The organism is Nocardia sp. NRRL S-836 (assembly GCF_001279525.1).
Classification (GTDB): Bacteria; Actinomycetota; Actinomycetes; order Mycobacteriales; family Pseudonocardiaceae; genus Lentzea.
Map to the genome: position 1 here is coordinate 1 of NZ_LGDY01000139.1, position 14,059 is coordinate 14,059.

Consider the following 14,059-nt stretch of genomic DNA (forward strand, 5'->3'; position numbering starts at 1 on the left):
GATGGTACTGCACTGGTTACGGTGTGGGAGAGTAGGTCGCCGCCGAACTTAATTTAGCCCTGCGGGTTGAGCGCCATGAGCGCTCCCCGCAGGGCTTTTTCACGTTCCTCACCGTGCCGCACGCGTGCGCGGCCGACCGGGTGACCTGCTCCCGGCGAGCGGGTGACGACCGTCGGGCGCGGGTCGGCCGTCCCTACCGTGATCGCCATGAAGGGTCAGCGGTCAGGGGAGGCACCATTGCGGTGGCGAGCGCGCAGGAGGCGGGGCAGGCACGCCCGCGAGCCCGCGCCGTCCTCGCAGTCGCTCCTGCCCGCAGTGTTCGGCGTCGTGCTGTTGGTGTGCCTGATCCTTCTCCTGCTGACGTACCTCTAGCGGGACTGCAGCGCGTCGAGCGCCACGGCTTGCGCGATGACGAGCCGGCGGTCGATGCCGGGATCCTGGATCTGCACCAGGTAGTGGTCGCGGACCCAGGTCTTCTTGTCGACGCTGAACACCGGGGCGCCGTTCTCCTGCGTGAAGTCGAAGTGGTACCGCATGGGGAACGGCGCTTCGCTCAGATACGGAATCCACTGCCACAGCCGCCGGAAGCCGGCCAGCCACCTGTTCCGCTCGGCACCGGCCGTCGTGCCCCAGCCGGGCTGCTCCAGGTGCCACGTCGACCGCAGCAGGGACCTCGCGAAGTCCTTGCGGAACAGGCCGATCGAGCGGCCGTCCGCGTCGGTCACGTCGTAACCGCTGCCGAGGTCGATCACCTTGCGCGCGTTGAACTCGAACAGCACCCGGTGCTTCGACGAGCCGGTGTAGACGGTGATCCGTTCCTTGATCTTGAACCGCTTCTGCTCGGCGAAGCCGACGAGCTCGCCGGGCTTGCCGCCGTCGTCGGCGAACACCTCGTACCGGTTGATCATCAACGTGATCTTCTGGTGCACGTGTAATGCCTGTGCGTTCTGCAGACTCACTGCTCACCCTTCTCAGTGGCGTCGTCGAGAGGAACGGGAACCAGGCTTCCGGTGGGGAACCGCCGCTCGTTGCGCTCGATCTTGGCGAACGCGGCCTCGACGAGGTCGACGCCGAGCTTGTCCGCGAGCCTGGTGAGGTAGTGCATCACGTCGGCGAGCTCGTCGCGGACGTTCCAGGCGAGTTCGGGTTCGTCCATCGCGTTCTGCGCCTCTTCGGGCGTCAGCCACTGGAAGAGGTCGGTCAGCTCGCCGACCTCCGCGGACAACGCCATCACCAGGTTCTTGGGCGTGTGGTAGCTGTCCCAGTCACGGGCAGCGGCGAACGCGCGCAGGGCGTCCCTCAGGTCCACGAGATCACGCTGACTCATGACCCACTGAGTACCACGTGGACGAACGAGCAAGCACGCCGGTGGTTCAAGCATGGATTGTCCAGGTCGATGTTGATTGGCTCTGGTCATGTCAACGTTGAGCGCAACCACCACGCCAACCGTTCTCGTGCTCGGCGCGACCGGCAAGACCGGCCGCCGGGTGACCCAGCTCCTCGGCGCCGCGGCGCGGCCCGCCTCCAGGTCGTCGGCGACGAGGTTCGACTGGGCGGCTCCGGACACCTGGGAGCTGACACTCGACGACGTGACCGCGGTCTACATCGTGCCGCCGGACGACCCGGCGCTGCTGGCGGAGTTCGTGCCCGTCGCGGTCAAAGCCGGTGCCACCCGGTTCGTGCTGCTGTCCATGCGCGGCGCGCCCGACGGCGACCCGTTCGAGGCGGCGGTCAAGGACTCCGGTGTGGAGTGGACGGTCCTGCGACCCACCTGGTTCATGCAGAACTTCGACGAGGACCTGTTCGCCGCGCCCGTCCAGCACGGTGAGCTGGCCGTGCCCGCGGGTCAGGGCGTGCACCCGTTCATCGACGTGGTCGACATCGCGGAGGTCGCGGTCGCTGCCCTCACCCAACCGGGACACGCCGGCCAGACCTACGAGCTCAGCGGGCCGGAGGCGTTGTCGTTCCCCGAGATGCTCGCCCGGATCGTCGCCGTCACCGGCAACCCCGTCGTCTACACCGATGTGCCGGCCGGGGAGTTCGCGGCGTCGTTGCGCGAGCTCGGCTACCCCGGCGAGATCGCCGACCTCGTCACGATGCTGCTCGTGCGCATCCGCGGGGGAGAGGAGAGGCATCTGTCCGATGGCGTGCAACGGGTGCTCGGCCGGGAGCCGCGCACGTTCGCCGACTACTTGGGGAGCAGCAGCTTCGCGTGAAGGCCGCGCGTGCCCTCGTTGATGATGATCGCTTCGCAGAGCGCGCGCCCGGTCCGGGTGCGCCACTCCCGCACGATGTCGTCGTAGCGCAGGCCCATGGCGTAGGTGAGCTGCCCGATGCGTTCGCCTTCGAGGAGCACTTCGAGGGTGTGCTCGCCCGTGTGCGTGCCTTTGGCGATACGGCAGTCGCGGAGCTCGGCGATGACGTGCACGGGCGTGCGGCCGTTGACCACGCGGTGCAGCACGTATTGATGAGCTTCCTCGTCGGTGATTCCGACCTGCAGCTCGGCCGGCAACGTCGGCGCCGTGCCGAGAGCGTCGTGGTCGAGCAGCAACAGCCGTGCGTCGCCGAGGTGCAGGTGCACGGTGAGGTAGCGCTGACCCAGGATGCGAGCCGGGCACGAGCCGACCTCACCGCGTTCGGCGAGCTGCAGCAGCAGTGGCTGGTAGGTCGCCGCGTGGTCGGCGCGCAGGTATCCGGCGGTGACAGCGGAGCCGTCGCCACGCAACAGGTCGACCCGCACGGCGTGGTCGTCGTAGCGGTCAGCGGACTCCGGCACGAGCACCGCGGTCGCCGCGACGGCCGGGTCCGGCCTGGTCGAGGCGGGGCCGGAGTTGTTCCGCGCCACCTCGGCGATGGCGTCCTGGTAGTGCGCCTCCCCGACGATCGCGATCCGTCCCGCCGTGGACAGGCGGCGGATGCGGGAACGGGCACGCATCGGCACCACCAGCTCGACCGTGCTCTTGTGCTTGGTACCGGCGAACATCAGCACGAACAGCGCGAGTCCGATGACGAAGCCCAGCGGGCCGAGAGCAACGGTCAGAACCAGCGCGAGCACGGCGACGGAGATCAGGATGGCGGCAGGCGATGGTTCTGTGCGTTGCTGCATCGTCACGGAGCATCCTCCCGACTCGGCACATTGGTCACTCTCAGTGTCGGGGATGCCGGACGATGCGTTTCACATATCGCTCGTTTGGCCTAATATAATCGGTTCAGAACTCCAGCCAGTGACCGGCAGGTGACGCGAATCGGGATCGTCGGCGAGCGGTGACCGCGGGTTCTCCTCGGCGAGCCGCTGACTCGTGACGAAGGTCCACCACGCGCTGGCGGTTCCGTAGCCGATGCCACCGAACAACAGCACACCGATGAGATAGCCCCAGCCGTCGGTGAAAACGCGATACACCGAGAAGAGCGCCATCAGCGTCGTGAGTGCGCTCATCACCAACAGCCAGTGCTGGCCGCTTTGCACTTTCTGCGTGTTGCGCTGAGGTGGGTCGCCATCCAGGTTCCACAACGGCTTGGCCATGTTCCACCGCTTGCTCTCCAGCGGCGGCCGCGGCTCGGGCTTCGCGCGCACGGCGGCGCGTTCGGTGACCAGGCGCCGCACTTCGTCGGCGTCGTCGCACGGCAGCAACCACTCCTGCCCGCCGCCGATGACCCGCAGCACCGGACCGGGCGTGAGCGTGAGCTCGCTGATGTTGGCGAACCGCCACACCGCCGGCGCGCGCACGGCACCCACCTCGACGTGGCTGATCCGGTCGAACCGCAACGCGACCCGGTTGACCGTCGCCGCCGGGTGCACCGGCGCCGGCAGCTTGTCGAGCACCAGCCTGCGCGACTGCACCCGCAACCGCCCGCCACCGCGCAACCGGACGGCGACCTCGGCCGGCGAACGCCGCACGTCACCGGTGACCGGCCACGACACGACCCGCGCCGCGAGCCACGCCAGCGTCCACGCGACCAACGGCGCCGCGAGCGCCGCCACCGTGCTCAGCAGCTCGTTGAACCCCGCGGTGATCAACCCGCCGACGGCGATGCACCCGGACGGCACCAACGCGATGCGCGGCCACATCGTCGTCGTCCGCCACATCACCACCAACAGCAGCAACGCCAACGGGATCGGCCAGAACCCGTCGTACTCGGTGAGCCGGTCCGCGAGCTCCGCGCCCACGTCGAAGGGGGTGTCACGCCACCGCCGCAACGTGTAGACCGACAGCAGCTGACAGCCGATCGGCACGCCCGCGCACCCGGCGACGAGCAGCGGTGCGGCCAGCAGGTACCGCAGGAACGTGAGCATTGCTTCCCCCAGGACGAGATCAATGCACCAGCGTAAGGCGTGCCTTCCGCACCGGTCCTGGTTCTCCACCACCCGGCAACGCGGTCAGCACCAGCCCGCACACGAGCCCGTTGAGGTCTTCCAGCCCCAGCCTCAGCTCACGCGCCACCTGGTGCGGCGTCGTGCCGTTCTCCCGCAGCGCCCGGAACACCTTGGTCAGCAGCTTCGACGTCTCCCGCCGCGGCATCCCCGCCGGCGCGACGCGCGCAGTGGTGACACCACGGGCACGCTCGTCGAACGTCGCCTTGTCCACGTGCCAATGCCGGTGGTGCGTCCCCTGCAACTGCCCGGCGGGCAGGAGGAACTCCGCGGCGAACTCCCGCGGGTCGTCGTGCCCGAGCAACGTGCCCAGCTCCGCAGCCGCGTCGAACCGCGCTCGCTCCGCCGTCGTCGTCGGGTTGAGGAAGACGAACGGCGTCCCGTTGTGCCAGCACGAGAACGCGCCGACCTCCGCGCAGTCCACCGAGAACACCCGCACCCCGTGGTACTCCAGCAACTGCACCATGTTCGGCGCCGGCCCACTGCTCATCCGCCACTGCCCGCGCAGCTCGGCGGGACCGGTCCGCGGCCGCGGCAGGTTCGGCTGCGGCAACACGAACATCCGCTCCAGCCACCCGCTGAACTCGATCGCGAGCTGCGCGACACACGCCGCCTGCGGGTGCGTCGTGCTGATCACCTGTGGCCAGGCCGGTTCGGGCGCGCTCAGGAACGTGGCGGGAAACCCGAGTGCCGCCGCCAGCACCTCCTGGGTCGCCGCCTGCGGCCTGCGCTGCCCGCGCTCGTAGGAGCCGATCGCACTCGCCGGCACGCCTGACTTGCGCGCCAGCTCGGCCGCGGTGAGACCGCGCCGGGTGCGGGCGAGCGTGAGTCGCGACGGCGTGAACATGATCCGGCCATTCTCACCGCTCGCTCAGCGTGGTGCCAGGCGGGGCGGCTAACGCCGGAACGCGACCGGAACGTCCACCTCCTCCGGAACGTCCACGTTGGGCGCCTTGATCTGCGGGAACTCCATCGGCGGCAGCGGGATCCGGTGCGCCCACCGGTCGATCACCTGGTTCTGCGGCGTCGGCTCCGGCTGCGACACCTCACGCAGCACCACGAGCCGGTCCGCCAGCTGCAACGGGTACGTCACCAGGAACCACAGCTTCAGCCCCTCGTTCCGCGCGTTCTCGAACAACGCGAACTGGTCGTGGTCGTTGTCGCGCATCATCGCCGCGATCGCCGGCCCCTTCGCGTAGTCGCTGCGCAACGGCGCGTCCGGCGTCCCCGTGCCGCGGTTGCCCTGCAACGTGCCGAGCAGGAGCGGCCGCGACGGGTGCCTGATCAGCCCCGCGTTCCAGTGGTCGAGCCGCTCCCAGCCGTCGGCGGCGAGCAGCTGCCGCAACGTGCCGACCCGGTGGATCCAGTCGAGCAGGCCTGGCGCGTTCGTCGGCCCGAACGGGGGCGAGGCGGCCCGCGCGTCGATTCCGGCGGTGATCGCGCGGTCCAGGACCGCGCGGCGCAGGCCCAGCTCGGCCAGCCGCTCGTCGGTGGTGGGGGTGAGCTTGCGGAAGGCGGCGTTGGTCATGGGATGACGGTAGCGACGGGGTCTGACAATTCCGGAAGACTGCACGTCGTGTACCGGTATGTCGACGCGGGCCCGGCTCCGCCTGCGAGCTCGGACGCGACCTCGCGCGTCATGCGCCGCACCCGCCGGTCCGGCACCGCCCCGGAAATCGCGCTTCGGCGGGCGCTGCACCGACGCGGGCTGAGGTTCCTGGTCGATGTCGCGGCACCGGGCACGAATCGGCGCCGACGCGTCGACGTGCTGCTGCGCGGCGCTCGGATCGCGCTGTTCATCGACGGGTGCTTCTGGCACTCGTGCCCGGAGCACGGCAGGGTTCCCAAGCGCAACCACGACTGGTGGCAGGTGAAGCTGTACGGCGTCGTCGTGCGGGACCGCGACACGGACGCGCAGCTGTCGTCCGCAGGATGGCTCGTCGTCCGGGTGTGGGAACACGACGATCCGGAGGAAGCAGCGGACCGGATCGCCGCGCTCGTCCGCGCACGCCGTGCCAAGGCGCCGAACCCGAGGACCCTCGGTGCTGGTGGGTGAGGCGCACCAGCACCGAGGTCAGGCCGCCACCGGCGTCAGCTGGTGCAGCGTGTCGCGGTCACCGAGCCGTTCCCGCGCCCACTCCACCACGGAGCTCTCCTGCGCGAACACCACGATCTGCCGGTCCTCCGACAACCGCAGCAGCAGCTCCAGCACCGCACGCGTGCGGGTGTCATCGGCCTGCACGGTCACATCGTCGAGCAGCAACGGACACGGCTCGGTGGCCAGGTGCTGCGCCAGAGCCACCCGCAGCAGCAGGTAGATCTGCTCGGCCGTGCCCAGCGACAACCGCGACGCCTGGTGCCACGACTCCGAGGCGGTGCGGACCCGCACGGTCAGGGTCGCGGAGTCCACGGCGGCGTCGACGTAGCGGCCGTCGGTGATGGACGGCAGCCAGGTGCGCAGGGTGTCCTCCAGTGCGGGGGCGATGGTGCTGTGGACCTTCTCGCGGGCCGCGGCCAGGTACTGGGCGGCGAGGGCGGTGGCCTGGACCTCGGCGGCGATCACGGTGACGGCTGCCGCGGCGGTCTGCACGGCCTCCTCGGCGTCCGGGACGCTCGGCAGTGTCCGGGCCAGTTCGGTGGCGGTGGCGGCGAGGGTGTCCGCCGACTCGGCCAGTGCCGGGTCCACGGGGTCGCAGGCGGCGTAGCGGTGTGCGGCTTCCAGCAGGGTCGCGTGCAGGGACTGGGCGGCGGACAGGGAGGTTTCCACGTCGTTCAGGGACTGTTCCGCTTGCAGTGCGGTGAGCTCGGCCCAGGCGTTGCGTTCCTCCTCGGCCTCGCGCAGGAGGCGGTCCCAGCCGCGTTGCCAGTCGGCGATGGCGCGCAGGAGGTCCTCGGGACGGTCGCCGGTGCCGCCGATCGCGGTCACGGCGGCGCGCAGCAGCGACAGGGCCGTGGAGCGGGCGGCCACGGCCTCGGCGACGGTGGCTTCAGCGATGCGGCGGTCTTCCAGCGCGGTGGCCAGCAGGGGGCGTTGGGCGGCCATCAGCGCCTGGCGGGCGCGGACCTTGCAGTCGGTCTCGTAGTCCACGAGCAGGTGCGGCACGGACATCGAGGGGTCGATCTTGCCGTGTGCGGCCAGTTCCACGCGCACGGCCTCCTCGGTGCGGGCGACCTCGGTGAGCAGGTCGGCGTGCTCGGCTTCCCAGGCGGCGCGGTTGGACAGGCGCCACAACACCTCGCGGTCGGCCGGAACGCCCAGCGACGCGCATTCCGCGACGGCCTGGTCATGGCCGCGGACGGCTTCCAGTGCCACGGCGCGCTGGCCCTCGGCTTCGGCGAGTGCGCGGTCCGCGGCGAAGAGCTGGGCGCGGGCCTCGGCGACGGCGGAGGCGCGGTCGGCGGCGAACGCGATCGCGGCTTCACGGGCGGGGGCCTGGTCGCGGGACAGGAAACCGCCGGCGCCGGCGAAGAGGGCGGCGGCCAGCACGCCCGCGCCCGCGAAGTGCTGGCCGATCACGAACAGCAGCACGCCGACCAGCAGGGTGAGGCAGCTCAACGCGAGCAGGGCGCTGCGCAGGAACGGGTTCGGCACCGTCGTCTCACGGACGTGCGCGGCGGCCACGTCGGCCTCGACCTGCACGCGGGCGGTGTGGGTGGCGGCCTCGTCCTGCCGGTGGCGGGCGCTGTCCACCTCGACGGACGCGGCCGTCAGCCGGGTGCCTGCGGCCGGGTCGAGGCGGCCGGCGAGGTCACGCAGCCGGGACGGCGACGCGGTCGTGGTGACGGTGGGGCGGCGTTCGTCGTGGGCGGCGGCGACCGCGGCGGCCACCCGGTAGGCGCCGGCGACCACGTGCAGCTCGTCGTCCACCGCGGTCTCGCCCGCCGGGAACTCCGGCAGCGCGTCCAGCTCGTCCTCCAGCGTCGCCGCGGACGGGCCGGTCAGCACGCGCGGGGTCGGGGCGGCGCGCCACGCGGCCATGGCCCGGTTGACCACCGCGGCCAGCTCCTCCTGGGCGGCCAGACCGGACGGTGGCCCGTCGGCGAACCGCGCCTGCAGCGCGCGGACACGGCCGATGCGCGCCGCCAGCGCCTCGATCTCGGCGGCGTGCTCCTGCACGGCCAGCCGGGCGCGGGCAGCGGACGCGAGCCGGGCCTGCGTGCACAGCCGCTGGTAGCGGGTGTGCTCCCGGCGCGCCACCGCGAGGTCGGTTTCCGCCTCGCGCAAGCGGTTGCGGGCCCTCTGCAACGCCTCGGCGGGCACGACGAGCCGTTCCAGCGCCTGCTCGACGGTGCCGTCCGTGCCCGCGGTGGCGGCGGCCCGGCGCAGGTGCTCCTGCAGACCGTCGGCCGAGTGCAGCACGGACAGCAGCTGTGCCTGGTCGACGCAGGCGGTGGCGGCGAACGAGGTGCGGTCCAGGCCGACCCGGCACGCGACGTCGAGCGCGCTGTCATCGGTCAGGTCGCGGTCCACGGTCAGCGTCTCGCCGGACGCCAGCGCCACGGTCGCCGCCACCCGCCACGACTCGCCCTCCCACGGCCGGTGCCGCACGTCCGGGTCGCCGCACAGTGCCGCGCGGATCGCCGCGTGCCACGACGACTTCGCGGATTCGTTCAGCCCCGCCACCACGGTCAAACCCGGTGCCAGTGGCAACGTCCGGTCGTGCAACGGCCCGAAGGCGTGCGCGGTGACCGACTCGATCCTCATCGCCCCTCCAACGCGCGCAAGCCGGTCGTGAGCACACGGCCGCGCAAAGCCGTGTCCAGAGTCGGATCCGCCAGCACATCGCGCACGAACTGGCCGCGCACGGTGCGTTCGGCGGCCACGGAGTCGAAGTCCGGCAACGGGAACGCCTCCGCCGCCTTCTCCGCGGGCAGCCCGAGCGACCGCGCCGCCGACACGTCGAACACCTCGCGCGACACCGTGCCGTCGTCGTGCACGGTGCAGATCACCGCGCCGCGCTCACCGGTCTCGCCCGGCGTCAGCGGGTCCGGGTTGCCGGGGAACGTGTGGTGGGAGGCGTGCTCAGGCGTGTGCACGTGCCCGAGGAAGGCGTGGTCCAGCCCGGTGGTCGCGACGTCCTCCGGCGCGGATCCGTGGCACAGCGCCAGGTTCACGCCCGACCGGTCCACCGAGAACCCGTCGAGGAAGTCCCGCGCCGAGCCGCGGCCGACGTGCGCCGCACCCCACAACGTCACGCCGTCGGCCAGCGTCACCGGCGTGAAGCAGCCGGAGGAGAACACGTGCACGTTCGGCGTCCAGTCCACCTGCTGGTAGACCGACTCCGCGCCGTACCAGTCGTCGTTGCCCGGCGCCAGGAACACCGGCACCGAGCAGTCGAACGCGTTCCTCAGGAACGACGCCGTGCCGGAGGAGCAGCGGTCGTGCTCGTAGAGGTCGCCGGCGCACAGCACGGCGTCGACCGACTCGGTCTCCGCGAGCTCGACGATGTGGCCCAGCGTGTCGCGCAACGCCTGGCGCCGCGCCGGACCGGCGCTCGCGAAACGCGTGTCCAGGTGCAGGTCCGCGAACAGCAGCAGTTTCACCGGATGCCTTCAGGGAGGTCGATGGTGCCGGACAGGGTCAGGGTGGGTTCGAGCGCGGCGGCGACCGCGGCGGTGTCGGCGTGCCAGCCGCTCAGCTCCGCGACGGTCGGTGTCAGCTCGTAGCCGTGGTGGCGGATCGCGCGGCTCAGCGCGTGCCACAGCTGCGAGGCGTCGTACGCCACGTCAGCGTCCACATGGGAGGGAAGGCTGATCAGCAACGCGTGCGCGGGCTGGTCGGAGTCCTGCGCGTCACACGCCGTGGCGACGGCGCGTTCCACGGCCGTGCGCAACAGTTCCGCGCAGCACCGGATCCGCACACCGTCCAGCTGACCCGGATCGGCCAGCAGGTTCGCGACGCAGCGCAGGCGGTCGGAGACGTCGGTGTTCATCGCTGCAACCACCCCGCGAGCAGCTCGGTGTCCCTGATCAGCACGTCCAGGTCGCCGGCGTCACCACCGACCCGGCAGGACTGCAGCAGGTCGACGGCCCACGCCCCGACCACGTCGTCCAGGTGCGGCAACAGCTTCGCCGACTCCGCCACGTCGCCGAGCACGGCCAGCGCCAGCTTCTGCCGGGTCGTCAGCGCGCACTCCAGCACGCGTTCCACCTCGGCGTGCGGCATCCCGCTGCCCAGCCGTGCGCGCCGGAACCGGGCGTGCGCCGCGGCCTCCAGGGCGGCCCGGCAGCACGACGCCACCAGTTCGCCCTTCAACGCGCCGGGCAGGTCCTCGTCGACCCGCATCGCGCGGGCGTCGTTCAGGCACCGGCCAACGGGATCGTCGGACATCCGCACCCGCACGACGGACTCCTCGCCGCGGCAGACCTCCCACACGGTCGCCGTCAGCCGCAACCGCCGCAGCGCCTCGACCAGCCGTTCGTCGTGCGTGAACACCACGACCTGGCGGGTGAGGCCGACGTCGGCGAGCACCTGCGCGAGACCGTCCACCTTGGACGGGTCCATCGCCTGCACCGGGTCGTCGACCACCACGAACCGGAACGGGCTCTCGTCGACCATCGCCCGCGGCAGGAACAGCGCCAGCCCCAGCGAGTGCAGCTCGCCCTGGCTCATCACCGCGAGCGCCGAGTTCGAGACGCCGTCGACCGACACGTCCAGCTCGACGTTGCGGGCGCCACCGAGCCGCACCGCGCCGAGGTCGACGTTGCTCTGCTGGCGCAACCGCTGCCAGATCCGCTGCGACTCCTTGGCGAACGGCGCGATGCGCTCCGTGCGCAGGGTCGCGGCGGTCTTGCGGATCCAGTTCTCCGCCTCGGTCACGTCCGCGAGCACCTCGGCGTCGGCGAGTGCCTGCTGCGCCTGGGAATGCCACTCGAACAACGCGATCGCCATCGGCCGCCACACCAGGTCGTGCCGGTCGATCTGTTCGCGCGCAACGGTTTTCAGCTGGTCCACGGCCGCGGCGAGCTCGGCGTGGCGGTCGAAGAACTCCGCGCGCAGCCGCACCGGGTCGTCGATGCAGAGGCACGCCTCCCAGGCCTGCCACGCCTGCAGCACGGTCGTCGTGTCGAGCATGTCCTGCGCGTCGAGCAGCACGTCCGGCGGCGGCTGGCACAACGCGCGTGTGGCCGCCACCGCCACGTCCAGCCGGTCGGCGGCCCCGTGCAGCTCCGCGGCGGCCTGGGCGAGGTGCTCGGCGCGTTCCTTGGCCTTGGCACGCCACAGCGCGTCGAGCCGCCCGCGCCGGCACACCGGGCAGTCCTGGTTGCCGCCGGACTCCAGCAGCTGGATCGCGAGCTTGAGGATCTCGCTGCACCGCAACGAGTCCTGCGCGTTGTCGGTCGCGACCACGGTCACCGCGCCGAGCGCCAGGTCGAGCGTCTCGCGGGCCCGGCCGACCTCGTCGTCGGGCGGCAACGACAGGTCCACGACCTGGTGCAGCAGGCTCGTCCCGCTGCCGACGTCCGCGCCGAGCGCCAGGTCCGCGATCGCGTCGAGGTCGGGGGCGTCGGACCCGAGCAGCTCGGCGGCGCGGCGGGCACGTTCGTCCGCTGACGCCGCCAGCTCCGCGCGCACGCGCTCCCTGCGGTCATACGGCCGGGCGACGGTCTCCGCGAGACGTTTGCGGTGCTCGGCCAGCGCCTGCTGCGCCTCGGTGATGGCCTCCAGCCCCAGCAGGCGGTGCAACGCCTCGTAGAGGTCCTCCGGCTGTGCGTCGAGCACGGTCCCCAGTTCGCTGTAGGGCAGGAACGGCCGATAGGTCTCCAGCGCGTCGTGCCACCTGCCGGCGTCGAACGGCCCGTCGTCCTGCGTCCACTCGCCCTGCGCCAGATCGTCGTCCGGCGCCCAGCGTCTTCGGATCGTGGTCTTGTCGGCGCGCCCGGCTTGGACCAGCTCCAAGGCGATGGCGGCGTCGCGGTTGTGGAGGTTGCGCCAGCCCTGCCGCCACACGTCGTGCCGCGCCCTGGTCCACCGGGCGTTGTAGCCGGTCAGCGCCAGTTCCGCGGCCTCGGCGAAGCTCGACTTGCCGGAGCCGTTGCGCCCGGTGACGACCGTCAGGCCCGGTCCGGGCGCCAGCGGCAGGCGGACCTCGGGGCCGATGCCGCGGAACCCGCGCACCCTGATCTCCGACACGAAGATCCCCTGGCCGGGCCCGTCCGTCCGCTCCCGCGGCGGCTCCTCCCCGGCGGGCACCCCGCCGAGAGCGCGTTCCAGAGCGGTTTGCCCCCGGCACGCAGCCAGCACCAGTTCCGCCGCACGCGGGCCGAGATCGTCCTTGGCCAGTCGCCCGGCCATCAGTTCGAGTAACCCGGCTTCACCCGCCACGGTCACATTTCCTCCCGCTGCCACCACTCGATAGGGCGGCAACTTAGGCACGAAATGGGGCTTACTGGCGGGTACTCACACGATCGGGTGGTGTTACATAGGGTGACTAAAGTAGCGCCGGCTCGTTAGGGGTCCCACACTTCCAGACCCCTGATGACGAAGTACGCGTCCGGCACGTACGTCCCGTGCCTGGGGTAGGTGGTGAACTCGGCCTCGGTGGAGCAGTTCTCCCGCTGGTACACGCTCGCGTCCCTGCTCAGGCGGTTGACGAACGAGCGGCCGACGAGGGTCAGCGTGATGCACTCGGCGGGGTTCGCGGTCTCCAGGTCGAGGCGCTGGACGGCCCCGGTGTAGTCCGGTCCCGCCCACACGCAGAACTCGCCCTTGTCGCAGGACTTGTCACTCTGCGCCACGGCGATCCCACTGGAGGCGACCGCGCCCGCGGTGACCACCAGAGCGGCGATGAGGCTGTTCGTCGACATGGAGCACCTCCGTCGCAGACGAGTGTGCGTCCGTTCGGCTCAATCGGCCAGCCGATCTTGAAGCGCCATCGCGTCGCGCGGCGCGTAGGCCTTCGCGTCGTTGTCGAAGTAGACGAACACGTCGCCGTGCTCCCGCCACTTCCTGATCTTCCCGGCCCACTCGTCGAGGCCGTCGTCGGTGTAGCCGCTGACGTAGAGCTCGTCGTGGCCGTGCAGCCGGATGTACGCGAAGTCCGCGGTGACCTCCTCGATCAACGGGTACTTGCCCGCGGCGTCGGCGATCACGAGCGCGATGTGGTGGCGTTCGAGCAGCTTGAGGAACTCCGGCGCGTGGAAGCTGTCGTGGCGCACCTCGAGCGCGTACCGCATCGGGCGGTCCGCGTCGGTGGTGGTGTGGGCCGGGTCGACGCGGTGGTCGTGCAGCTTCGCGACCTCCGCGGCCTCGGTCGTGGTGCGGGGGAGGGCCTCGAAGAAGTGCGTGAGCAGCTCGGCGTCGAACTGGAGCGTGGGCGGGAGCTGCCACAGGATCGGCCCGAGCTTGGGGCCCAGCGCCAGCACGCCGGACGCGAGGTAGTTGGCGAGCAGTTCGCGGCCGTCCCTGAGGCGCTTCATGTGCGTGATGAACCGGCTGCCCTTGACGGCGAACACGAAGTCGTCCGGGGTGTCCGCGGCCCACCTCTGGTAGCTGGACGGGCGTTGCAGGGAGTAGAAGGAGCCGTTGATCTCCACCGAGCCGAGCTTCTCGCTGAGGTAGGCGAGCTCGCGCTTCTGCGTGACGCCCTTCGGGTAGAACTTGCCGCGCCAGGGCGGGTAGACCCATCCCGAAGTGCCGATCCTGACCTCACCCATGTGGCTATCGTGGCACGGTGGGCGCACACC

16 protein-coding genes are annotated in these 14,059 nt (G+C 71.2%); 3 read left to right on the top strand and 13 right to left on the bottom strand.

What is annotated here, in order from left to right; genetic code table 11:
* Positions 1-53: 53 nt before the first annotated feature.
* The gene (locus ADL03_RS47700; protein WP_157529656.1) at positions 54-209 is read right to left on the bottom strand and encodes a hypothetical protein; all 156 of its coding nucleotides are present in this window, start codon (positions 207-209) and stop codon (positions 54-56) included.
* Here ADL03_RS47700 and ADL03_RS38425 point away from each other — a divergent pair.
* Positions 208-372 (top strand): hypothetical protein, encoded by a 165-nt coding sequence (locus tag ADL03_RS38425; protein WP_157529657.1) that lies wholly within the window; start codon positions 208-210, stop codon positions 370-372. The two genes, ADL03_RS47700 and ADL03_RS38425, sit on opposite strands and share 2 nt — an antisense overlap.
* On the opposite strand, the gene ADL03_RS38430 is transcribed toward ADL03_RS38425, so the two are convergent.
* Both ADL03_RS38430 and ADL03_RS38435 read right to left on the bottom strand, forming a co-directional pair.
* Positions 369-959 carry a hypothetical protein gene (locus ADL03_RS38430; protein ID WP_053738568.1) on the bottom strand — a complete coding sequence of 197 codons (591 nt, stop codon included), beginning with the start codon at positions 957-959 and terminating at the stop codon, positions 369-371. The two genes, ADL03_RS38425 and ADL03_RS38430, sit on opposite strands and share 4 nt — an antisense overlap.
* The gene (locus ADL03_RS38435; protein WP_053738569.1) at positions 956-1,327 is read right to left on the bottom strand and encodes a nucleotide pyrophosphohydrolase; all 372 of its coding nucleotides are present in this window, start codon (positions 1,325-1,327) and stop codon (positions 956-958) included. The genes ADL03_RS38430 and ADL03_RS38435 overlap by 4 nt, the downstream gene beginning before the upstream one ends.
* An 88-nt stretch (positions 1,328-1,415) precedes the next feature.
* Here ADL03_RS38435 and ADL03_RS38440 point away from each other — a divergent pair, with 88 nt between their 5' ends.
* Entirely contained in the window at positions 1,416-2,216 is an 801-nt protein-coding gene (locus ADL03_RS38440; RefSeq protein WP_053738570.1) for an NmrA family NAD(P)-binding protein, read from the top strand.
* Here ADL03_RS38440 and ADL03_RS38445 read toward each other — a convergent pair.
* The 4 genes from ADL03_RS38445 to ADL03_RS38460 form a co-directional block, all read right to left on the bottom strand.
* Positions 2,189-3,106, bottom strand: a complete 918-nt coding sequence (locus tag ADL03_RS38445) for a hypothetical protein (RefSeq protein ID WP_157529658.1) — start codon at positions 3,104-3,106, stop codon at positions 2,189-2,191. The two genes, ADL03_RS38440 and ADL03_RS38445, sit on opposite strands and share 28 nt — an antisense overlap.
* Positions 3,107-3,175: 69 nt before the next feature.
* Positions 3,176-4,294, bottom strand: a complete 1,119-nt coding sequence (locus tag ADL03_RS38450) for a hypothetical protein (protein WP_053738572.1) — start codon at positions 4,292-4,294, stop codon at positions 3,176-3,178.
* Positions 4,295-4,313: 19 nt separating this feature from the next.
* The gene (locus tag ADL03_RS38455; RefSeq protein WP_053738573.1) at positions 4,314-5,219 is read right to left on the bottom strand and encodes an XRE family transcriptional regulator; all 906 of its coding nucleotides are present in this window, start codon (positions 5,217-5,219) and stop codon (positions 4,314-4,316) included.
* 48 nt (positions 5,220-5,267) lie between these two features.
* Complete coding sequence (locus tag ADL03_RS38460) at positions 5,268-5,900, bottom strand: hypothetical protein (RefSeq protein WP_053738574.1); 633 nt, start codon at positions 5,898-5,900, stop codon at positions 5,268-5,270.
* Between the two features lie 111 nt (positions 5,901-6,011).
* Between ADL03_RS38460 and ADL03_RS38465 the strand changes: the two genes are divergently transcribed.
* Complete coding sequence (locus tag ADL03_RS38465; protein WP_053738602.1) at positions 6,012-6,428, top strand: hypothetical protein; 417 nt, start codon at positions 6,012-6,014, stop codon at positions 6,426-6,428.
* Between the two features lie 18 nt (positions 6,429-6,446).
* Here the strand turns inward: ADL03_RS38465 and ADL03_RS38470 are convergent, their stop codons facing one another.
* The 6 genes from ADL03_RS38470 to ADL03_RS38495 all read right to left on the bottom strand — a co-directional run bounded on the left by ADL03_RS38470 (position 6,447) and on the right by ADL03_RS38495 (position 14,029).
* Complete coding sequence (locus ADL03_RS38470; protein WP_053738575.1) at positions 6,447-9,077, bottom strand: AAA family ATPase; 2,631 nt, start codon at positions 9,075-9,077, stop codon at positions 6,447-6,449.
* On the bottom strand, positions 9,074-9,916 hold the full coding sequence (locus ADL03_RS38475; RefSeq protein ID WP_053738576.1) for a metallophosphoesterase: 843 nt from the start codon (positions 9,914-9,916) through the stop codon (positions 9,074-9,076). Before ADL03_RS38475 ends, ADL03_RS38470 begins: the two co-directional genes overlap by 4 nt.
* Positions 9,913-10,305, bottom strand: coding sequence for a hypothetical protein (locus tag ADL03_RS38480; protein ID WP_053738577.1), 393 nt, complete (start codon positions 10,303-10,305; stop codon positions 9,913-9,915). The genes ADL03_RS38475 and ADL03_RS38480 overlap by 4 nt, the downstream gene beginning before the upstream one ends.
* Positions 10,302-12,704 carry an AAA family ATPase gene (locus ADL03_RS38485; RefSeq protein ID WP_053738578.1) on the bottom strand — a complete coding sequence of 801 codons (2,403 nt, stop codon included), beginning with the start codon at positions 12,702-12,704 and terminating at the stop codon, positions 10,302-10,304. The genes ADL03_RS38480 and ADL03_RS38485 overlap by 4 nt, the downstream gene beginning before the upstream one ends.
* 119 nt (positions 12,705-12,823) lie before the next feature.
* Complete coding sequence (locus tag ADL03_RS38490; protein WP_053738579.1) at positions 12,824-13,180, bottom strand: peptidase inhibitor family I36 protein; 357 nt, start codon at positions 13,178-13,180, stop codon at positions 12,824-12,826.
* Between the two features lie 39 nt (positions 13,181-13,219).
* Positions 13,220-14,029 (bottom strand): DUF72 domain-containing protein, encoded by an 810-nt coding sequence (locus ADL03_RS38495; RefSeq protein ID WP_053738580.1) that lies wholly within the window; start codon positions 14,027-14,029, stop codon positions 13,220-13,222.
* Positions 14,030-14,059 lie beyond the last annotated feature (30 nt).